20 protein-coding genes and 1 other RNA gene are annotated in these 20,429 nt (G+C 64.7%); 5 read left to right on the top strand and 16 right to left on the bottom strand.

The annotated features are described in order from the left end of the window. Positions 1-10: 10 nt before the first annotated feature. The 7 genes from ENHY17A_RS10665 to ENHY17A_RS10635 all read right to left on the bottom strand — a co-directional run bounded on the left by ENHY17A_RS10665 (position 11) and on the right by ENHY17A_RS10635 (position 8,638). Complete coding sequence (locus ENHY17A_RS10665; RefSeq protein ID WP_159712565.1) at positions 11-1,063, bottom strand: XrtA/PEP-CTERM system-associated ATPase; 1,053 nt, start codon at positions 1,061-1,063, stop codon at positions 11-13. Positions 1,064-1,096: 33 nt separating this feature from the next. Continuing rightward, positions 1,097-2,695: a hypothetical protein gene (locus ENHY17A_RS10660; RefSeq protein ID WP_159712563.1), complete on the bottom strand. Its 1,599-nt coding sequence runs from the start codon at positions 2,693-2,695 to the stop codon at positions 1,097-1,099. Continuing rightward, positions 2,692-3,612, bottom strand: coding sequence for an AAA family ATPase (locus tag ENHY17A_RS10655; protein ID WP_159712561.1), 921 nt, complete (start codon positions 3,610-3,612; stop codon positions 2,692-2,694). Before ENHY17A_RS10655 ends, ENHY17A_RS10660 begins: the two co-directional genes overlap by 4 nt. Before the next feature lie 10 nt (positions 3,613-3,622). Beyond that, entirely contained in the window at positions 3,623-5,140 is a 1,518-nt protein-coding gene (locus ENHY17A_RS10650) for an XrtA system polysaccharide chain length determinant (RefSeq protein ID WP_159712559.1), read from the bottom strand. A 13-nt stretch (positions 5,141-5,153) separates the two neighbouring features. After that, positions 5,154-5,798 (bottom strand): XrtA/PEP-CTERM system exopolysaccharide export protein, encoded by a 645-nt coding sequence (locus ENHY17A_RS10645; protein ID WP_159712557.1) that lies wholly within the window; start codon positions 5,796-5,798, stop codon positions 5,154-5,156. A 99-nt stretch (positions 5,799-5,897) separates the two neighbouring features. Beyond that, positions 5,898-7,136, bottom strand: coding sequence for a pyridoxal-dependent decarboxylase, exosortase A system-associated (locus ENHY17A_RS10640; RefSeq protein WP_159712555.1), 1,239 nt, complete (start codon positions 7,134-7,136; stop codon positions 5,898-5,900). Beyond that, on the bottom strand, positions 7,133-8,638 hold the full coding sequence (locus ENHY17A_RS10635) for an acyl-CoA ligase (AMP-forming), exosortase A system-associated (protein WP_159712553.1): 1,506 nt from the start codon (positions 8,636-8,638) through the stop codon (positions 7,133-7,135). The genes ENHY17A_RS10640 and ENHY17A_RS10635 overlap by 4 nt, the downstream gene beginning before the upstream one ends. 108 nt (positions 8,639-8,746) lie before the next feature. Here ENHY17A_RS10635 and ENHY17A_RS10630 point away from each other — a divergent pair, with 108 nt between their 5' ends. The 3 genes from ENHY17A_RS10630 to ENHY17A_RS10620 are packed head-to-tail and all read left to right on the top strand — an operon-like array spanning position 8,747 to position 10,499. Next, positions 8,747-9,019, top strand: coding sequence for an acyl carrier protein (locus ENHY17A_RS10630; protein ID WP_443018298.1), 273 nt, complete (start codon positions 8,747-8,749; stop codon positions 9,017-9,019). Beyond that, the gene (locus tag ENHY17A_RS10625) at positions 9,016-9,714 is read left to right on the top strand and encodes a hypothetical protein (RefSeq protein WP_159712549.1); all 699 of its coding nucleotides are present in this window, start codon (positions 9,016-9,018) and stop codon (positions 9,712-9,714) included. The genes ENHY17A_RS10630 and ENHY17A_RS10625 overlap by 4 nt, the downstream gene beginning before the upstream one ends. Then, the gene (locus ENHY17A_RS10620; protein ID WP_159712547.1) at positions 9,702-10,499 is read left to right on the top strand and encodes a hydrolase 1, exosortase A system-associated; all 798 of its coding nucleotides are present in this window, start codon (positions 9,702-9,704) and stop codon (positions 10,497-10,499) included. Before ENHY17A_RS10625 ends, ENHY17A_RS10620 begins: the two co-directional genes overlap by 13 nt. A 101-nt stretch (positions 10,500-10,600) precedes the next feature. Here ENHY17A_RS10620 and trxB read toward each other — a convergent pair whose 3' ends face one another. The 9 genes from trxB to pspF all read right to left on the bottom strand — a co-directional run bounded on the left by trxB (position 10,601) and on the right by pspF (position 19,200). Beyond that, on the bottom strand, positions 10,601-11,572 hold the full coding sequence (trxB, locus tag ENHY17A_RS10615) for a thioredoxin-disulfide reductase (RefSeq protein WP_159712545.1): 972 nt from the start codon (positions 11,570-11,572) through the stop codon (positions 10,601-10,603). A gap of 167 nt (positions 11,573-11,739) precedes the next feature. Beyond that, positions 11,740-12,104: RNase P RNA component class A (gene rnpB / locus ENHY17A_RS10610), an RNA gene on the bottom strand. Between the two features lie 127 nt (positions 12,105-12,231). Then, positions 12,232-12,921, bottom strand: coding sequence for an N-acetylmuramoyl-L-alanine amidase (locus ENHY17A_RS10605; RefSeq protein WP_159712543.1), 690 nt, complete (start codon positions 12,919-12,921; stop codon positions 12,232-12,234). Between the two features lie 58 nt (positions 12,922-12,979). Then, a complete protein-coding gene (locus ENHY17A_RS10600) occupies positions 12,980-13,822 on the bottom strand; it encodes a CheR family methyltransferase (protein WP_236547885.1) in 843 nt (280 codons plus the stop codon). Continuing rightward, positions 13,819-14,883, bottom strand: coding sequence for a chemotaxis-specific protein-glutamate methyltransferase CheB (gene cheB / locus ENHY17A_RS10595; protein ID WP_159712541.1), 1,065 nt, complete (start codon positions 14,881-14,883; stop codon positions 13,819-13,821). Before cheB ends, ENHY17A_RS10600 begins: the two co-directional genes overlap by 4 nt. A 6-nt stretch (positions 14,884-14,889) precedes the next feature. Then, positions 14,890-15,255 carry a response regulator gene (locus tag ENHY17A_RS10590; protein WP_159712539.1) on the bottom strand — a complete coding sequence of 122 codons (366 nt, stop codon included), beginning with the start codon at positions 15,253-15,255 and terminating at the stop codon, positions 14,890-14,892. Between the two features lie 67 nt (positions 15,256-15,322). Next, on the bottom strand, positions 15,323-15,754 hold the full coding sequence (locus ENHY17A_RS10585) for a chemotaxis protein CheW (RefSeq protein WP_159712537.1): 432 nt from the start codon (positions 15,752-15,754) through the stop codon (positions 15,323-15,325). Beyond that, on the bottom strand, positions 15,754-18,072 hold the full coding sequence (locus ENHY17A_RS10580; RefSeq protein ID WP_159712535.1) for a chemotaxis protein CheA: 2,319 nt from the start codon (positions 18,070-18,072) through the stop codon (positions 15,754-15,756). The genes ENHY17A_RS10585 and ENHY17A_RS10580 overlap by 1 nt, the downstream gene beginning before the upstream one ends. Positions 18,073-18,153: 81 nt before the next feature. Next, positions 18,154-19,200: a phage shock protein operon transcriptional activator gene (gene pspF / locus ENHY17A_RS10575; protein ID WP_159712533.1), complete on the bottom strand. Its 1,047-nt coding sequence runs from the start codon at positions 19,198-19,200 to the stop codon at positions 18,154-18,156. 283 nt (positions 19,201-19,483) lie between these two features. Here pspF and pspA point away from each other — a divergent pair, with 283 nt between their 5' ends. Continuing rightward, complete coding sequence (pspA, locus tag ENHY17A_RS10570; protein ID WP_159712531.1) at positions 19,484-20,152, top strand: phage shock protein PspA; 669 nt, start codon at positions 19,484-19,486, stop codon at positions 20,150-20,152. A gap of 4 nt (positions 20,153-20,156) precedes the next feature. Next, positions 20,157-20,429: an envelope stress response membrane protein PspB gene (gene pspB, locus ENHY17A_RS10565; protein ID WP_159712529.1), complete on the top strand. Its 273-nt coding sequence runs from the start codon at positions 20,157-20,159 to the stop codon at positions 20,427-20,429.

Raw genomic sequence — 20,429 nt, 5'->3', positions numbered from 1 at the left:
GCCCGCCGCGTCAGGCTGCGTCGGATTGGTAATCGTGGCGACGCTGGTCGTTTTCCACCCAATCGACTAGCAGGGTCAGCACGCGGCGCAGCGCGCGGTCCTGTTCGGTCAGCCGCGCCTCGATTCCCGCAAGCTGCGCGGCAAAGGCGGCGTGATCGAGTGTCGGTTCGATCTGCGCGGGTTCTGCAGCCGCAACCGGCGCGCTGTCATCGACCCAACTCGGCATGGTCCCGTCACGCTCGGCGCTGTGCATGTCGCCGTCGATGTCGGAGACGACCTGGGCGACATCCTCGCCGGTAAATTCCTCGACGCCTTCAATCGCACCGAACAGCATGACGCGATTGGCGATCTGGTTCAGTTTGCGCGGGATACCGTCCGACCAGCGGTGCATCTCCGCAATCGCGTCGGCACCGAAACTCGGGCGACCGTTCCAGCCGACGACGCTCAGTCGGTGCGCCAGATACGCTTCGACCTCCTCGACGCCCATCGGGTCGAGGTGATGCATGGCGATCACGCGCTGGCGCAACTGCTCCAGCTTGTCACTCCCTTGCAACAGCACGCGAAACTCCGGCTGTCCAAGCAGAAAAATCTGCAACAACGGATGCCCGCCAAGCTGGAAGTTCGACAGCATCCGCAGCTCTTCCAGGCTGCCGACCAGCAGCGACTGTGCCTCATCCACGATCAGCAGCGTCCGCTTTCCCGTCCGCGCGATGGCGTGCAGCCCGCGTTCGATCGCGGCAAGCAGATCGGCCTTGGCCAGCCCGGTGGCATTCACGCCCAACCCCTGCGCGACCATGCGAATCAAATCGTCCGCGGCAACCTGCGTGGTCACGATCTTGATGACGTGCAGCCGCTCGGCATCGATCTGGCCCATGACATGCCCGACCAAAGTCGTCTTGCCCGCGCCGGGTTCGCCGGTGATGACGATGAAGCCTTCGCCCTGGCTCAATCCATAGCCCAGATAGGCCATCGCCTTGCGGTGCGTGGCCGTCTCGAACCAGAATTCGGGGTCGGGGGTTAGCTGGAACGGGCGACCCGTCAGCCCGTAATGGCTGTCATACATTCATCGTCTCCACGCGGACTCTCATGATCCGGTTCAGAAGCGGTATCCCAGGCCCAGAAAGGCCTGGAACGAAGCGTCGTTGGCGATATTTTCGACCTCAGAGCCGTAAATGCCCGCCGAAGCCTGAGCGCGCAGGCGCCCGAAGCTGCGGTAATAGCTTCCCTGCGCGCCCCAGTTCCACACATCGGGCGACAGCGGCAGGCTGGTCGAATAACGGTTGAGGAACAGCGTGCCGTTGACCGCCGACACGCGATCGATCTGGTACGAACCGAATGCCTGAGCATAGAATGCCTCGTCATCCAGGCCGGTCACGACGATGCCGGGGATGTTGTCGGGGGCGTAGAAGCTGCGATTGGCATAGCCTGCGCCGACCCCCACCCGCGTCGGGCCATAGCTGATCGCATAGACCGCATCGACGCCGCGTGCGCGGAAGCTGCTGGTGGTCGCGGCTTGCAGCACACCGTTCAGGCAACCGCCCACCCCGGTCGATCCGCTCGAAAACACGCAGCCATTGAAATTGTCGCTGAACGGATCGCTCGACCCGCCGTCGAATTCGAGCGGAACTTGGCGCAGCCCGTTGAGCAGCGATCGGCCATAGGTCTGCACCGCGTCGTACACGCCGACCTGAACGCCGGAGCCTGGGCCGGTCTGGTGGCTCGCCGACCCGATATAGGTCCAGCTATCGTACCGGCGCCCGACCCGCGCCTCGACCGTGGTGCGCGACGAAGGCCGCCACAACAGCCCGGCGTCCCAGAAAATTCCGTCGGTTTCGAACGCACTCCGCCGCGGCGAGGCGGGATCGGTGACGAAACGGCCATTGCCGTCGAGCACGATATTACCCGCGCCATCGACCAACGCGTCCCGTTGCGAAATCTCGATCCGCTCATACCCCACGCCCGCCACCGCCGCGAGTTCGCGGCTGATCGGCTGGACGATATCGAAGCGCAGGAATTGGCCTTCGTAGCGCTGGTCGAGCTGCCCCGCATATTCGCGCGTGATTGCACCCGACAGCGTCATCCCGAACGGGGCGTAAGTCCCGGCGCGCGTCCCCACACTGGCAGTCGCCAGATGCGAGGTCGCGTCGTCGTAATAATCGAGCGGCGCCTGGCCGGGCAGGAACGCGGGCACGTCCGGCACCTCGACCTTCACATAGCCCAGACCATAGCTGGCCTTCACGTCCAGATCGCCGAAGCGGCGCGCATAGCTGGGGCCGACATAGGCGGCGTAAAGCTGGCTGACGTTCGGCGCATTGCCGCCCAGCAACCCAGGCGCTTCCCCACGAATGTCCTGCCGCGTGCGCGTGGCGAGTGCCCCGCCTTCGACCGACAGTCCGGGCGCGACCAGCGCCGTGCCGCGCACGATGCCGCTCACCACATCGCTGTCCGACAGATCGTCGTTCCAGGCGATGCGGCGTTCATATTCGACGCTGGCGCTGACGGTCACGCGGCGCGTCGAAACGCTCGCATCTACCCCCGCCGCAACGCTCGAATAGGTCAGCGTGTCGCCGTCGTTCAGATCGACGGTAAGCACCTGGCCGAGCTCGATATAGGGCGACACCTGCACCCGCTGCGCGTGCGCAGGCGTTGCCGCCATCGCAACGCTAGCGAGCGCGATAAACGATAGGCGCATCATTCCGCCATGCCTTCCTGATAATAGCTGCCGAACCGGTCCTTGCCGGTGTCGAGCGAAACCGCGTTGAGCATCAGTTGCAGATGCTCGCACCCGTCGAGCAGCGCGACTGCACCGCGAAGGTCGCCTTCGGTCGTCTTGTCTGCGCGCACCACCATCAACACTTGCCCGACCAGCCCGGCAAGCACCGAAGCGGGCGATGCGGCGAGCGCGGGCGGCGTATCGAAAATGACGACGCGATTGGGGTTGTCCGCGACCAGCCCCGCGATCACATCGCGCGCACGCTGGCTGCCCAGGAGTTCGGTATCGGCAATCGTCCGCCCGCCCGCGGGGAGCAGGGTCAGATGCGGCACGTCGGTTTCGACCACCAAGGCTTCGACATCGATCGTCGGATCGGCCAGCGCGTCGAGCAGCCCCGCGCTATCCTCGATCCCCAGCGTCGCCAGCACGTCGGGCTTGGCAAAATCGGCATCGACCAACAGGATTTCGAGATCGCGTTCGGCCGCCAGCGACAGCGCCAGATTGATCGCGCAGAACGTCTTGCCGTCATTGGGCCGCGCGGACCCGACCAGGATCGTGCGCGCACGGTCGGCGTCGTCGCTGGCGATGTCGCGCATGGTACCCAGCAACGCTCGCTTCACCAGCCGGAATTCCTCCGCCAGGATCGTGATCGCGCCACCCGGCAGGATCATGCCGCGTTCGGCTAGCGCCTCGCGGTCCACGACCGCACGACGGCGGACGGGAACGAAGCGGCGCGCAGGCACGGCGTCGGCAACGGGCATGACGTCCGGTACCGACGTTTCGACGACCGGTGTCGGCGCGGTCGCCGCTGCACGCGGCGGAGACGGGGCATAAGCGTAGAAATCGACTGCTCGTTCGAGCAGCGAGCCTGAGAATTTACGGGGCGTGTGATCGTTCATCGTCTCTTCCTCACGCCACCATGCCGCGCTGAACCATTTCGACGGCCAGCAGGATGATCCACGCCCCGCCCAATGCCCCGGCAGCGCCGGCGAATTGCTTCAATCGCTGGCGGCGAAGCCCGCGCGTCGCGTCGCTGACGATCTCTCCGATCGACCCGATCACCGGAATGCCCGCTGCCTTTTCGAGCTTGGCCGCGCTGGCGAAGGTCGATTGCAACTGGCTGAGCGCGAATGCCGCGCCGATCCCTGCCGCCAGCCCAACGAACAGCACGCCCGACAGCAGCAGCGGACGGCTGGGCGCAGCGGGTGCGGTCGGCTGCGCAGGCGGATCGATGACGCTGAATTTCACCGCATCGGTTTCGGTCTGAACCTGCGATTGCAGGCGCGCGCCTTCGCGGCTGGTCAGAAGCTTGGCATATTCGTCCTTCATCACCTGAAGGTCGCGGTCGATCCGCGCCTGTTCGGCCGCAGCGGCCGGATCGGCGTTGATCTGCGCCTGAAGCGTGCCGAGATCGGCCTGCAACTGCGCGCGCCGCTGATTGAGTTCGGATACCCGCGCCGATCGTTCGGCCTGCATGGATCGCAGCTGGAGATAGAGCGGGTTGTTCGCCCCGCCCCCGCCGCCATAGCTCGGCTCGCCCTGCGCAGCCACACGCGCCTGAGACAACTGGCTTTGCAGCGCGCGGACATCGGGGTGCGAATCGGTCCAGCCGCGCCCGCGCGCTTCGGCCAATTGGCCTTCGATGGTGGAAACGCGAGCGCGCGCCGGTCCTGCGATGGGCGCACCGGCAATGCCGGGGACCGTCGCGGGGGTGCCCGCCATCTGGGCATTCACCGCAGTCAGGCTGCTTTGCGCGCCGATCAAATCTGCTTCGATCTGGCTCAACTGCGTGCGTGCGTTACCCACCCGCTCGTCGAGCGAACCGGTGCCCGGCAGCGACCCCAGGAAGCGGGCATAGAATGCGGCGCTCTTGGCTTCGGCTTCCTGCAACGCGCGCTGACGCGCCTCGATCTGCTGGTCGAGGAAACGGAGCGATTGGCCCGACTCGTCGCGCTGGTTGGCGATGTTGTCCTCGACGAAGATGTCGATCAGCTTTTGCACGATCTGCTGCGACTGGCGCGGACTGTCGGTGGTCGCCGAAATCTCGAACAGATTTTCCTGCGTCGCAACGACGGTGATCTTGGTCGCGAGGCCAGCGGCACGCGCCGCCACCTGAGCATCGGTGGTCGCGGTTTGCGCCAGGTCGGTGCCGCGCACCACCTTTTGCAGATTGACCTGACTGGTCAGCGTCTGGCGCACCCGGTCGATGTCCTTGGCGCGTTCCATCTGCTGAAAGCTCGAATCCTGGCTCGGCAGGATCGTACGCAACTGAACGAACACCCGCGCGGTCGATACATACTGGTTCGGAATCAGCGACACGACCAGCCAGCCGAGCACGCACACGCCCCATGCGACGGCAAGCGCAATCCAGCGCCGCTGCCACACCTGATGCGCGATCCCGCGCGCTTCTGCGTAAAGACTACCCATCTAAGCGCGCTCCTCAGAACATGCTGGTCGGGATGATGATGACGTCGCCCGGTTCCAGCCGGACATTGGCGCGCGTGTCGCCGTCCTTCAGCAGGCTCGACAGGCGCAGCGAATATTCGACCTGCTTGCCGCTTTCGCGGTCGAAGCGGACCAGCCGCGCACGGTTGCCCGCTGCATATTCGTTGAGGCCACCGACAGAAATCATCGCATCGAGCAGAGTCATGTTCGCGCGAAACGGGATCGCGGCGGGTTTTTCGGTGGCCCCCACGATCCGCACCTGCTGATTGAACGTGCCCGAGAAATTCTCAACGATTACCGACACCAGCGGGTTCTGAATATATTCGGTCAGCGCAATCTTGATGTCGTCGGCCAGCATCGCAGGCGTCTTGCCGACCGCGGGCATGTCGCTGATCAGCGGCGTGGTGATGCGGCCATCGGGGCGCACCTGAACCTTCGCCGACAATTCGGGATTGCGCCACACGAAGATCTGAAGCGAATCGAGCGGACCGATCAAATATTGTTCGGTCGGCGAATCCTTGGTCGAAGTCATCGACGCGGGCGGCAATTCGGGCCGCCCCCCGCTCGATGCGCAGGATGCGAGCGCGATTCCCAGCCCCAGCGGCAATAGGATTCGGATACCGGACTTGACCACGCGCATTGCTTCGAACCTCCCGATCCACGCGGTTTTTACGCGGCGTGACGCCACGCTTCTCGCGCAGATTGGGGTAAACTATGCCGATCAGAGGTTAAGTTAGGGTTAGGCAGGATCGTCCGGATCGATCAGCAATTCACGCGATGGTGGATGGCCGAGAAATGCTTCGGGACTGGCAGTTCGGCCGTAAGCTCCGGCCAGAAACACCGCGATGACGTCACCGACCTCGGCGTGCGGCAACGCCACCTTGTCACCCAGCCGGTCGAGCGGCGTGCAAAGGCAACCGACGACATTGACGGTCTCGCTCGCCGATTCGCCCAGCTTGCTTGCCACCGCGATCGGATAGTTGCGGCGGACTACGGTGCCGAAATTGCCGCTTGCCGCGAGCTGATGATGCAACCCGCCATCGACGATCACGAACACCTCTCCCTGGCTGATCTTCCGATCGACGACCCGCGTCAGATACACGCCGCTCTCGCCGACCAACCAGCGTCCGAGTTCGATCGCGAACCGGCTGTCGCTCAAGCTGTCGGGACGGCGGATCACGGCGTGGGAAAGCGCTTCGCCAATGCAAGCAACATCGATCTGTAGATCATTGACAAAATAGGGAATACCGAAGCCACCTCCCAGATTGACCAACGATGGCGACGCCCCTGCCTCATCCGCCAGTCGTTCCGCCAGCGCCAGCGTCGCGGCATGGGTCTCGATGATCGCATCGTTGTCCAGCGACTGCGACCCGGCAAAGATATGGAATCCGCGCCAGTCCGCTCCTTCGCTCAGGATACGTCCGACCAACGCCGCCGCTTGGCTCGCCTCGACCCCGAAGGGACTTGCGCGCCCGCCCATCTTCATCCCCGATCCACGCAGCTCGAAATCGGGGTTCACCCGCACCGCCAGCCGCGGGGTAAAACCGATCCCATGGCCGATCGCGAACGCACGGCTCGCCTCGCCGTCCGATTCGAGGTTGATCGTCACGCCTTCGCGGATGGCGAGTTCGAGTTCGGCGTCGCGCTTGCCCGGCCCGGCAAAGCTGATGTGGTCGGCGTCCATTGCGTCGCGCGCCTTCGCCAACTCGCCCGCCGACGCGACATCGAGCCCATCGACCAGCGGTGCGATCGCCGCGATCAGCGCAGGCAGCGGGTTGGCCTTGATCGCGTAATGCAAACCGATTTCGGGGCCGAACGCATCGCGAAACCGCTGAACTCGGCTGCGAACCACGCTGAAGTCGTAGACGAACGCAGGCGTATCCCCCGCCTTTGCAATCAACGCCTCGACATCCCGCCCGCCGATTGCCAGCGACGTTTGTCCGGCGAAATCGGGTGGGATTGGCCCCATCGGCTTCATGGCGTCACTTCCCCCTTTAACCGCGCACGATCGAGCTTTCCGTTGGCATTTCGCGGCAATTCGTCGCGCCAGACATAATCCCGCGGTTGCATGAAGACGGGCAAGTCGCGGCGCAAGCGGGCACGCAGCGCGGCTTCCACCGCAATTGGATCGGCAGCACGCGCCACCACAAGGATCGCCTGCCCCAGCCGCTCGTCCGGAACGCCGAACGCCGCCGCCTCACGCACCTCGCCGCCCGCCAGAACCGCATCCTCGATCTCGGTCGGACTGATGCGGTTGCCCGAGGATTTTATCATCTCGTCGTCGCGCCCGACGAAGCGGAGCAGGCCGTCCTCGCTCTCGATCACTGTATCGCCCGACCAGACCGCCAAGCCGCCGCTGGTCGAGAAACCGGGCGCAGGCCGAAACCGCTCGGCGGTCCGCTCGGCATCCTGCCAATATCCCTGCGCGACCAGCGGCCCGGCATGAACGAGTTCGCCCGCCTCGCCTGCCGCCGCGCGGCTGCCATCGGCGCGCACGATCATGATTTCGGCAAAGGGAATCGCACGTCCCATCGAATCGGGATGGGCATCGACCAATTCGGGCGACAGGTAGGTCGATCGGAACGCCTCGGTCAGGCCGTACATTGGATAGAGATCGGCGTTCGGGAACCGTTCGCGCAACGCCCGAACCATGCGCGGCGTCAGCGCACCGCCGGAATTGGTTAGCCGTCGCAACGTTGAAGCGACTTCGTCGGGCCACGTCGCCTCAAGCAACTGCGTCCAAAGCGGCGGGACGCCAGCCACCGTGGTGATGTCATGCCATTCGACCGCGCGAACGACGTCCTTTGCCGTCAGATAATCGAGCGGCCAAACGCTCGCCCCCGCCGCCCAGGTGGAGAAGAGCTGGTTCTGCCCATAATCGAAACTCAGCGGCAGGACGCCCAGCACGCGATCGGCAGGCTTGATCTCCAAGTAATGCGCGACGCTGATCGCGCCGAGCCACAGATTGGCGTGGCTGAGCATCACGCCCTTGGGTCGCCCAGTCGAACCCGATGTGTAAAGAATGGCCACCAAGTCATTGGGATCGCTATCGGACGGGCGCAGCGGATTGCCGACGACGACTGCATCCTCCTCAATTACCTCACAGGATTGCGGGACGTCGCCCGCCTCCAGCGACGCGACGCGGCCCGCCTGGCTGATGAGCAGCGTCGCGCGGCTATCGGCAAGAATATGCGCGACCTGCGCGCGTTTTAGCGCGGGGTTGACGGGTACATGCACCAGTCCGGCACGCGCGGCAGCGAGCGGCATCAAGCAGGCGATGCGCGTCTTCGGTAGCCAGCTCGCAACCCGCGCGCCCGGCGTCAGCCCGCGCGCAGCGAGCGCGCCAGCCAGACGCGCGACTTCAGCCTCCAGCTCGGCATAGGTCATGACGCCATGCCGGTCGCCCCACGCGACCGCGTCGGGCGCGCCGAACCCGGTCAGATGGTCGAGCGGACGGGGGACGGGATCGAGCGGAACCATGTCCGCGGTGATAGCCGCGCTTGTCGCGCCGCACAAAGCCGCACTTGGCAGCGGCTGTCCCGGCGGCTAACGCCGCATCCTGTCATGGGCCGGTCATTGGGGGTCGCATTGGTTCCGGAACGCGTTGAGGTTGTCGAAAATGCAGTCCGCGGTGTGTTGCGCGACGTGCTGGGGATCAGCGCCGAGCGTGTCGCGGCGTTCGATGCGACGACGCCGCTGTTCGGATCGCTACCCGAACTCGATTCGATGGCGGTCGCGGGACTGCTGACCGAACTCGAGGACCGGCTGGGTATCCTGATCGAAGACGACGATATCGACGGCGAGACGCTGGAGACGTTCGGCGCGCTGGTCCGCTTCGCCAGCGACAAGGCGCTGCGTTGATCGACCATTATGCCTGGGCCGGTGGGACCGAGGCGTGGTGGAAACATGGCAAGGCCGGGCAACCGCTGGTGATCGCCGCGCTTCCGCCGTTCGAGGAAGCCAACCGAACCCGCGCGCTGATGATGCGCGTGCTGATGCAATTGACCGTCCACGGCATCTCGGTGGCGCTGCCCGACCTTCCCGGCACTGGCGAAAGCTTGGTGGCGACGCAGGATGCGCGACTGTCCGATTGGCAGGCCGCTTATGCCGCCGCGGTCGAAGAAGCCCGACGAGACCATCCCGGAATTCACAGCATCGCGATCCGCGCGGGTGCGCTGATCGACGCGCAAGCCACTGTCGCCAGCCGCTGGCACCTCAGCCCGCAGGACGGCCTATCGCTTCATCGCGACCTTGGCCGCATCGCAAAAGCGGCGGCGATCGAGGACGGCGATACGGTCGAATGGCCGTCGCAAAGTGATCGTGTCGAGGTCGCCGGGAATTTTATCTCCAATGACTTGCTCGTCGAACTTCAGGCGGACTCCTCACCATTAGCTGACCCCATCCGCGTCGTCCGGCTAACCGGAGACCCAGCGCCGGCCGATCGCCATGTCGATGGCGCGCCGCTTTGGCGTCGCGCCGAGCCCGACCAGGATCTCGATCTCGCCGATGCGCTGGCCGATGACATCGCCGACTGGATCGCCCAATGCGCGAGGTGATCGGTTTCGACTGTGAAGGCGATCGGATCGCCGCGACGCTCGATCATGCCGAGGGTCGAACAGGGCTGCTGATCGTGTCTGGCGGCAACGAAATCCGCATCGGCGCGCATCGCGGGATGGCGTTCCTTGCCCAGCGAGTCGCCGCGGCGGGCTATCCGGTCCTCCGCTACGACCGAAGAGGGATCGGCGATTCCGAAGGCGAGAATCGCGGCTTCCTGGAGAGTGCAGACGAACTCGCCGCCGTCACCCAGACATTCCGCCAGGCCTTGCCGGTCGAACGCATCGTTGCCCTCGGCAATTGCGACGCGGCAACGGCGCTGGCGCTATTCCACCAGCGCGCGGGGATCGACGCGCTGCTCCTCGCAAACCCCTGGGTGATCGAAACCGAAAGCGACCTCCCCCCACCGGCCGCCATCCGCGCCCGCTATGCCGAGCGCCTCCGCGATCCGAGACAATGGATACGACTTGCCCGAGGCGGTGTGAATATCAGAAAACTTGTCAAAGGCTTGGCAAGATCGGCTAACTCACCCAGCAAGGGCAATTCGCTCGCCATAGACATGGCCGCCGCGCTGGCATCATCCGACGCCCCAGCGACGATCCTGCTTGCCGACCGCGACAACACCGCCATCGCTTTTCGAGAGGCGTTCCAACGACCGGCATTTGCGTCAGTGTGCGCGCGCGCAAGCATCGCGATCCGCGAAACCGCCAGCCACAGCTTCGCGCGCGAAGGCGATGCCGATTGGCTGTTTGCGAAAGTAATCGAGGCGCTCGAAGCTGCCCAATAACGTCATCCCAGCGCAAGCTGGAATATCCGGCCGCATTTCAACTGCTTGATACCCCAGCTTCCGCTGGGGTGACGACCTGTGGGGCGAACCGAGCCCCAGACTTATTCCGCCGCTTCGGCAACCTGCTCGAAATCGACCTCCGCCAGAAATCGTTCGGCGTCGAGTGCTGCCATGCAGCCGGTGCCGGCGGCGGTCACTGCCTGGCGATAAATCTTGTCCATCACATCGCCGCACGCGAACACGCCGGGGATGTTAGTTCGCGTCGTGCCCGGTTCGACCTTGATATAATGATCATCGTCAAGTTCGACATGGCCGCGGAACAGTTCGGTAGCGGGGTGATGGCCGATCGCCACGAAGCCGCCTTCGACGTCCAGCGTCGATGTCTCACCGGTCACCGTGTCGCGCAATTCAAGCGCGACCAGACCCTCGGGCTGACCGCCGCCGACGAACTTGTCGACTGCCTTGTTCCAGAGCACGGTAATGCGTTCGTTGGCGAACAGACGGTCCTGCAGAATCTTTTCGGCGCGCAACGAGTCGCGGCGGTGGATCAGCGTCACGTCATGGCTGTGGTTGGTCAGGTACAGTGCTTCCTCGACCGCGGTATTGCCGCCGCCGATCACCGCAACCTTCTTTCCCCGATAGAAGAAACCGTCGCAAGTGGCGCACGCGGATACACCTTTTCCTTTCAGCGCCTCTTCCGAATCCATCCCCAGCCACTTGGCCTGGGCACCGGTCGCGATCACCAATACGTCGCCATAATAGATCGTACCGCCATCGCCGGTCAGCTTGAACGGGCGCTGCGACAGATCGACGTCGACGATGGTGTCGTACATCATCGTCGTCCCGACATGCTCGGCCTGCGCGGTCATTTCCTCCATCAACCACGGCCCCTGGATGACATCGCGGAAGCCGGGATAATTTTCGACATCGGTGGTCGTCGTTAGCTGTCCGCCGGGCTGGATGCCCTGCACGACGATCGGCGCCATTCCGGCGCGCGCGCCATAAATGGCGGCGGACAGCCCGGCGGGGCCGGAACCGAGGATCAGCATGCGGGTCGAATGGGTGGCGGTCATGGGCGGGAAACTTCTCGTCGAAATGAATTGGCGATGCCGCATCTAGGGGAACGGCACCGCCGCTTGCAACATGGGGCGTGACGCGAGGATCGGGAGCCAAGCGATTCTTGGCCCGCCCCTGTTTCGCCTTGCGCGGCGATCCGGTTACGGGCCGGTTACGGGACAAAAATGCCAGAGGGTCTGTAAGCCGGGTTCTGTCCGCCCCGAAGAGCTGTGCGACCATTCCTCTAGGACGACGCTCGCGCACCGCCTCTAGCAACCAACCCGGACGACGGGCCGAAACAAAGCCCATGCGCCGTCCCTATTCGGTCTTGCTCCCGGTGGGGTTTGCCATGCCGCGACTGTTACCAGCCGCGCGGTGCGCTCTTACCGCACCCTTTCACCGTAACCGGGCATGAAGCCAGGCCGTCTGCTCTCTGTGGCACTTTCCCTGAGGTCACCCTCGCCGGGCGTTACCCGGCACCGTCGTTTCGTGGAGCCCGGACTTTCCTCGGTACAAGCAAGCTTGCAACGCGGTCGCCCAACCCTCTGGCACAGCCGTCTTAGCGCGCGGACAAGCCGCGCGATAGCCCGCACCGGCCCGCTCCCCCACCCGACCTCCCATCCAGGATATTCTGTGGGAGGTCGGGTGGGGGAGCGGGCCGGTGCGGATCAACGAATCAACCGTCGCCCTGCGGCTTCGGCAGCAAAAGTGCCAGCAAAAGCATCCGGCATTCCGCGTCGATGATGCCGTCCACCATTTCCGGCCGGAACCGCCGCTGAAACGCAGTGACTGCCGCAGGACCATCTTCCACGTCGTAACCGAAGCGTTCCAGCGCCAGCAGGAACCCTCCATCGGTCCATCCCGGGTCCATCAGATTTTTCGTCGGACGCGGGAGCGCTAACCTCAGGCGCGCCAGTTTTCCCCACGGGAACAGTTCGCCCGGATCCTGTTTGCGCGCGGGCGCGATGTCGGAATGGCCGACGATATTGCCGCGCGTAATCTCATGCCGGTCCTTGATCTCATGGACCAGACGGATCACCGCCGCGACCTGTTCTTCGGGGAACGGGCGATAGCCCCATTCGTGGCCGGGATTGACGATCTCGATCCCGACGCTGGCCGAATTGATATCCTTCACGCCGCGCCAGTGCGACCGGCCCGCGTGCCAGGCGCGCTTGTCCTCATCGACCATGCGCAGGATGGTGCCGTCCTCGGCGACGAGATAATGCGACGATACCTTGGCCGCGGGATCGCGCAGCCGTTCGATCGCCGCCTCGCCCGTTTCCATGCCGGTATAGTGCAGCACGATCATCGTGATCGGCAGCGACCGATCGTCGAAATTGGGCGAAGGCGCGTCGATCACTTGCATAAGCGGTCCCGTACAACAGGTCGCGCTTATCCTTGCGAGTTTTGGCCCGCGATTTCAATCAGTCGGCGCGCTCGTAAAAGCCGCGATGTGCGACCGATGGCTTGAGCAGCTTGGTCTGCCCGATCACCGTCTCTCCCGCCCCCAGCACCAGCAACCCGCCGGGCCGCAGTGCCTCGGCGATTCGGGCAAAGGCACGCGCGCGCACTTCGGCGGAGAAATAGAACAGCACGTTGCGGCACAGGATCAGGTCGAACTGGCCAATCGGCGCGGGCGCATCCAGCAGGCTGGCGCGGCGATACGTGATGCGCCGGATCAGTTCCGCCTTCGCGCTCCACACCTCGTCGGCGCTGTCGAACCAGGTGATCATGCGCCGGATCGGCATTCCGCGCTGGATCTCGAACTGCGAATAGCGGCCTGCCTGTGCGCGGGCGATTGCCGATTCGGACACGTCGGTGGCGCTGATTTCGGGAAATATGCCCGATTTCTGCGACAGCCGTTCCGACAACAGAATCGCGAGCGACAATGGCTCCTGCCCCGTCGAACAACCTGCCGACCAGATGCGCGCGCGCCTGCGCACGGTGCCGAACTCCATCGCCAACACCGCGTCCACCGCTTCTTCCAGCACGCCGCCATCGCGAAAAAAACTGGTTTCCTGATTGAGCAGCGCGTCGATCACCTGGCCGATCAGCCGCGTGTCGCGCCCCTCCGCCAGCCGATTGGCCAGCGCGTCGAGCGAGCATAATCCATGATCGCGAAGCAACGGTTTCAGCGATGTTTCGACGCGCCACATCCGGTTCTGCGCGATACGCTGGCCGGTATGCGCCTCCAGCGTCGTCGCGATCACCTCGATCGATCGCGACGCGGGACCGGCGGCCTGTGACATCGGTGCCTGATAGCTCATGCGCTCGCCCCCGCCGCCAATAGTCGCCCGATCACTTCGGGCGGCAGCACCGCACGAGCGACGCCAGCCTGCGCGACGGCGCCGGGCATGCCCCATACGACCGATGTCGCCTTGTCCTGCGCCACGACCAGTCCCCCTGCTTTCGACAGCGCACGTGCGCCGTCCAGTCCGTCGCGTCCCATCCCGCTCAGCACCACGCCGCACGCCCGGTCGCCGAATACGCGCGCGATCGAATCGAACATCGGATCGACCGACGGCATACAGCCGCTGACCGCCTTGTCCCGGTCGAGCCGGATCGCCGCGCCGTCGCTGGTCTTGACCACCCGGATATGCGCGTCGCCCGGCGCAATGATCGCGCGACCGGGGCGGATACGCATATGTTCGGCGGCGACGTCGCAGGGTCGTCCGGCAAGCACCGCCACCTGTGCCGCAAAATAGGGCATGAAGGTCGCGGGCAGATGCTGGGTGATCAGGATCGGCGCGTCGAAACTGCGCGGCAACGCGCGAAGCAATTGGCCCAGCGCGTGAATGCCGCCCGTCGATGCGCCGATCGCCAGCAGATCGACCTTTCCGAACGGCTTGGACGGCAGCGGTTCGACCACCATGGCGTCGCTGCGTTCGGACATGTCGACCAACCGCGTCAGTCGCTCGATCAACGTGCGCGAAAAATGGCCCGCAAGGCTGCCTGCGACGGGTTTTACCATCGTGTCGGCGGCACCCAGCGCCAGCGCCTGAATGCTTGCCGCCTGGCCATCATGCGCTGATGACGAGACGACGATTACGCGCGCATTCCCGCCCGCTTCGATCAGGTCGGGTAACGCGGTCAGCCCATCGATTCCCGGCATGTCGATATCTAGCAGCATCACATCGACGCGCTCATTCGTCAGCCAGGATAATGCGGTCGCTGCATCGGGCAATGCGGCTGCCACATCGAACCGACCCGATTCGCCGACGATGCGTTCGATCACAGCGCGAGCGACCGAGCTGTCATCGACGATCAGCACCCGTGGACGCCGCTGCGATGTCACGGGCTCGCCGGATTTCAGGGCAACCGCGGACATGGCTGGTTACGCCATCCCGACGATCTGGAGCTTGCTCTCAATGGTTTCGCGGTCGAACGGCTTCATGACATATTCGTCCGCACCCGCTTCGATCGCGGCGCGGATGTAGGCCATGCCGTTTTCGGTGGTGCAGAATACGACCTTGGGTCGCTTCGGCAGATCGGTCTCCCGCAGCGCGCGCAGGAAATCCATCCCGTTCATTACCGGCATGTTCCAGTCGAGCAGGATGATGTCGGGCGTCTCTGCGATGCACGCATCCAGCGCCTCGCGACCGTCGCCTGCTTCGCGCACCGAATAATCGAGCGTCTCAAGAATATGTCGCGCGACCTTGCGGATGACTTTCGAATCATCGACCACCAGACAGGATTTCATGAACTACTCGCCCCCATTAAGGCATTGGACCCAGGCCCATGCCTGACAGAATTTCGTAAGCGTCCCGTTAATCCAGCGCAGGCGCAGAACCCGGCACCAGCGCGGCGGGACGCAGCACCGGGATCGGTTCGCCGTCGCGCTCGACCAGGCCGCACACCGCGCGGCGCCATTTCGGCTCCAGCGCAACGCCGCTGCCCATGCTCAAACATTCGAGCGGGGTGACGTCGTCCAGCGCATCGACCAGCAGGGCATAGCTGTGGCCGTCCACCCCCGCGACGACTGCGCGTTTGCGGGTGCGTCCGTCGGCGGGCATCCCCAGTGCGACGCGGCTGTCGATCACCGTGACGACGCGACTGCGGAGTGCCGCGACACCCGCCACTTCGGGCGCGACACGCGGGACCGGCACCACTTGCCCCACATCGACCACCGATTCGACATCGGCAGACGGGAACGCGACGCGACGACCCGCCAGCTCGGCAATCAGGAACAGTTCGGCCATTACGCGGCTCCCTTGACGGCATGGGCCTTGAGCGCAGCGGCGAGACCCGCCCGGTCGTAGCGATAGATGCTGCCCGCGGCGCCCGGCGCGGACGCCAGCCGGATCACCGGCACGCCCATGTCGGGCAATTCGATCGTATCGTCGGTGGCCAGCACCAGCGCGGGACGCTCGCCCGTTCGGGCTTCGGTCGCGACGCGGTAACCCGCACGCTCCAGCATCGGACGCAGGAACGTCCGCGCCCAAGCCTCGTCACCGCCTGCGATCAGGCATAGCGGCGATGCATCGGCATCGCGTTGGGCGTGGCTGAGTTCGGACAATATCCAGTGGGTGTCGATCACCTCAACCGGATCCTCCCCGATCAGCGCGACGCCGGCGATTGCGCCATCCGATTCGGCCGCGACGATGCGACCGCGATAATCGACGATGTCGATCGCCTCGATGACGGCATAGGCGCAATCGATCGCGCCGTCCGACAGGCGAAGCACCGACAGGCTGCCGCTGGGCACCGTGTCGCCGGTCGCGAACAGCGGCACGAGTTCGCCGTCGATCGAGAGGCGAAGCCGCCCGCCCGATCGTTGAATCTGTTCGGGCAACGCCTGTTCGATCCGGTCGATCGCGGCCAGCGGCACGGCGCGCCGCCTGCGGTCGAGATCATCGAACAACAGCATAGGGACCGCCGGTTCCTCGTCGATCGCCTCCGCTTCGTCCTCGCCGACGAAGATGTCACGGTCGAACCGCAGCCCTGCCGCGCTCGCCACGCCCGCGCAATCGAGCAGCAGCATCGGCAATCCGCTGTCGGGCAAGGTTTGCCCGGCATAGATGCCCGCCGCCATCACCGCAGGCGCGGCAGGCTTGATAACCAGTTCCTCGTTGTCGATGACCCCGTCGACCGCGATGGCGCAGCTTCCATTGCCCAGATTGACGATCACCAGCATCTGGGAGCCATGGCTGGCCGCACCGTCGGAAAGGTCCAGCAATCCGGCCAGATCGATCAGTGGCAGACGCCGGTCGCGCACCGTTGCGACAGTAGCACTGCCCAGCCGGTCGATGCGAATGGCGTCTCCGCCCGACGAGACGATCTCCTCGATCGCCTGGCGCGCGATCGCGAAGTGATGGCCACGCACTTCGACGACGATGGTCGGCATGATCGACAGGGTCAGCGGCACGTGGATCGCGATCGACAGGCCTTGTCCGGGCCGGTTGTCCATGTCGAGCCGCCCACCGATCTGGTCGATCGACGATCGCACCACGTCCATGCCGACCCCGCGCCCGGAGATCGCGGTGACCGCATCCTTGGTGGTCAGCCCGGGTTCGAAGATCAGGCCCAGCTTGGCCTTGTCGGGCAGCGCGCGCAGCTCCTTGGCGTCGCGGCCCTGGCCCGCGAGCTTGGCAATCACGCGCTCGACGTCGATCCCGCGTCCGTCGTCGGCGATTTCAATGATGATCTGATTGCCCGACTGGCGCGCCGAGACGACCAGCCGCCCGTTGGGACGCTTGCCGGCCTTCACACGCTCTTCAGGTGCCTCAAGCCCGTGGTCGATCGCGTTGCGGATGATGTGGACCAACGGATCGCGCATCACCTCGATCATTTCGCGATCGAGTTCGACATCGGCGCCCTCGACCGCCAGCGTTACCGACTTGCCGAGTTCGGCGGCGGTATCGCGCACCATACGGGGCAACGCGGAAAACAACGCATCGAGTTTCTGCATCCGCGTGCGGGTTACGGTGTCGCGGAGGTCGGAGACGGTCGCCGACATGCGTTCCAGCGCGGCTTCGACCGCAGGGTCGACATCATGTTCTCGCAAGCGCCGGGAGAGTTCGTTGCGCGCCAGCACCATGTCCGACATGCCGCCCATCATCCGGTCGAGCAGATCGACCGACAGGCGCACGCTGCGCGATGGTGCGCGCTGGGCGACCGCCATGGCGTGCGGCGCGGGCGTCGGACCGGCAGCGCCCTCGGCGAGCGCCGCGATCAGCAATTCTTCGCCCGAATCGGCCAGCGCCGTTCCAGTGTCGATGGCCTCGACGATTTCGCCGATGCGATCGACGATCGCGAGCACCGCGTTGACCAGCGCCTTGTCCGGGCGACGTTCGCCGTCGCGCACCTGCGCCAGTACGTCTTCGGCAGCATGGGAGAGTTTTGCGAGCCGCGGCAGGTCCAGGAAGCCGCAGCTTCCCTTCACCGTATGGACGAAGCGAAAAATCGCATCGAGCCGCCCGCGGTCGTCGGGCGTGGCTTCCCACGCGACGATCTCGCCCGACAACGCCTCTAGCGTCTCGCGCGTCTCGGCAATGAATTCCTGTAGCAGATCGTCCATCTGGTCCCGCGGCTCCCCGGCTGCGGACCATGGCGATCAAGGGTTAAGGCCGGGTTTACTGCGAGCCAGCCTGCCCCATGTTCAGTTTCCCAGCATTCCGTGCCGCCTCAGCGCATGGCGCAACTGGTCATAGGTTAGGCCCAGCCCGTCCGCGGTCGCGCGCTGGTTGAAGCGGTGCTCCGCCATTGCGCGCTGGAGCAGCGTCTTTTCGAATTGCGATACCCGCGTTTTGAAATCGGCGCCGTCGAGCACGGGCACAGCGTCCACCGCCACCGGCGCTTCGGCCTCGACCGGTTCCGCCGCCGCCTGATCCCGACGCTGCGCGTTCATCGACCCCGCCCCCCTGCCCCGCGGGCGATAGGGTGAATCGAACGGGTCGATCTCGATCTGCTCGATCGGCCCATCGCGTTCCCAGCGATAGACTGCGCGCTCGACCACGTTGCGCAGTTCGCGCACATTGCCCGGCCAGCGATATTGGGTCAGCGCGTCGGTCGCCTCCGGGCCGAACCCCGGCCAGTCGTCCCAGCCGATCTCGGATGCCATCCGCCGCCCGAAATGTTCGGCCAGCACCATCACGTCGCCGGGTCGCGCGCGCAGCGGCGGGATCGTCACCACCTCGAAACTCAACCGGTCGAGCAGATCGGCGCGAAACTGGTGCCGGTCGACCTTGTCGGGCAAATGCTCGTTGGTCGCCGCCACGATCCGCACATCGACCCGTATCGGCCGCGACGAGCCGATCCGCGTAATCTCTCCATATTCGACCGCGCGCAGCAACCGGTCCTGCGCCGCCATCGACAAGGTGCCGAGTTCGTCAAGGAACAACGTCCCCTTGTCCGCCTCCTCGAACCGCCCTGCCCGCGCCCGCGTCGCGCCGGTGAACGCGCCTGCCTCATGCCCGAACAATTCGGCTTCGATCAGTGTTTCGGGCAAGGCCGCGCAGTTCATGATGACCAACGGCTGGTCCCAGCGCGGGGACAGTCGGTGCAGGCGTTCCGCCACCAACTCCTTGCCCGTCCCACGCTCGCCGATGACCAGCACAGGGCGGTCGAGCGCGGCGGCACGGCTGGCGCGTTCCAGCGTGTCGAGAAAGGCCGAGGATTGGCCGATAACCTGGGTCGTGCGTTCCATGCGTAAGGGTTGGCGTATTTTCCCAACACTTGGCAAGCCACATTTCACTGCGATGAATGAAACCCCCGCGAAATGGGCAAACCGCAAATTGGCACGCCCCCTGCAATGCTAAGCGCAACCACCCGATCAGCGGTGGAAACAAGGGTTCAGGGAGAACCTGACGTTCAGGGAAAGACAGCTTGACCATCCGCCGGATGGAATGGCGACATGGCCGGGGCAGGACGCCCCATCCCACCCCGGCCATTTTGTAAAAATGCGTTTCGCACGAAGGAGTTGACTTCAAATGGGCATTTTCTCGCGAACCCGCGACATCATCGCCGCCAACATGACCGACTTGCTCGACAAGGCGGAAGATCCGGCAAAGATGATCCGCATGATCATCCTCGAAATGGAGGAAACCCTGGTCGAGGTCCGCGCATCCGCTGCGCGCACTATCGCCGACCAGAAGGAAATGCGTCGCCACATCGCGAAGCTCGAAAAACTTCAGGAAAGCTGGACCGAAAAGGCCGAACTGGCGCTGTCGAAGGACCGCGAGGATCTGGCCAAGGCTGCCTTGATCGAGCGTCAGAAAGCCGCCGACATGGCCGATCAGCTTACCGCCGAAATTCTGGTGCTCGACGATGCGCTGCGTGCATCCGAAGGCGACATCGCCAAGCTTCAAAAGAAGTTGTCGGAAGCGCGCACTCGCCAGAATTCGATCAATACCCGACTGGAATCGGCGAACAACCGCTTCCGGATGCGCGAAGTATTGGGCGGCGCGAAGACCGAGGATGCGTTCAGCCGTTTCGATGTCCTCGAACGCCGCGTCGATTTCGCCGAAGGCCGCGCCGACGCGCTATCGCTGGGCGCTCCGCCCAAGACGCTCGAAGAGGAAATCGCCGAGCTGAACGCGTCTGAAAAGGTCGATGCCGAACTTCAGGCGCTCAAGGCGCGCATGAACAAGGAGGGCTGAGCGCATGGAAGACGTTTTTCTTCCCATCGTCATCGTCGGGATGCTGTTCATCGGCCTCCCCTGGGTGATCTTCCACTACATCACCAAGTGGAAGCAGGCACCCTCGATGACCGGCGAGGACGAGCAGTTGCTCGACGAGCTGCACCAGATGGCCCGCCGCCTCGACGACCGCCTCGACACGATCGAACGCATCGTTGCTGCCGACAACCCCGATTTCCGTGCCCAGGTCGGATCGACGCCGACCCGCCCCGAACTCGACTATACCCGGAGGAGCTGA

The organism is Sphingomonas sp. AX6 (genome assembly GCF_902506605.1).
Taxonomy (GTDB): Bacteria; Pseudomonadota; Alphaproteobacteria; order Sphingomonadales; family Sphingomonadaceae; genus Sphingomonas.
Note: the sequence above shows the minus strand (reverse complement) of the source record. Positions and strands in the feature narration are given on the sequence as shown.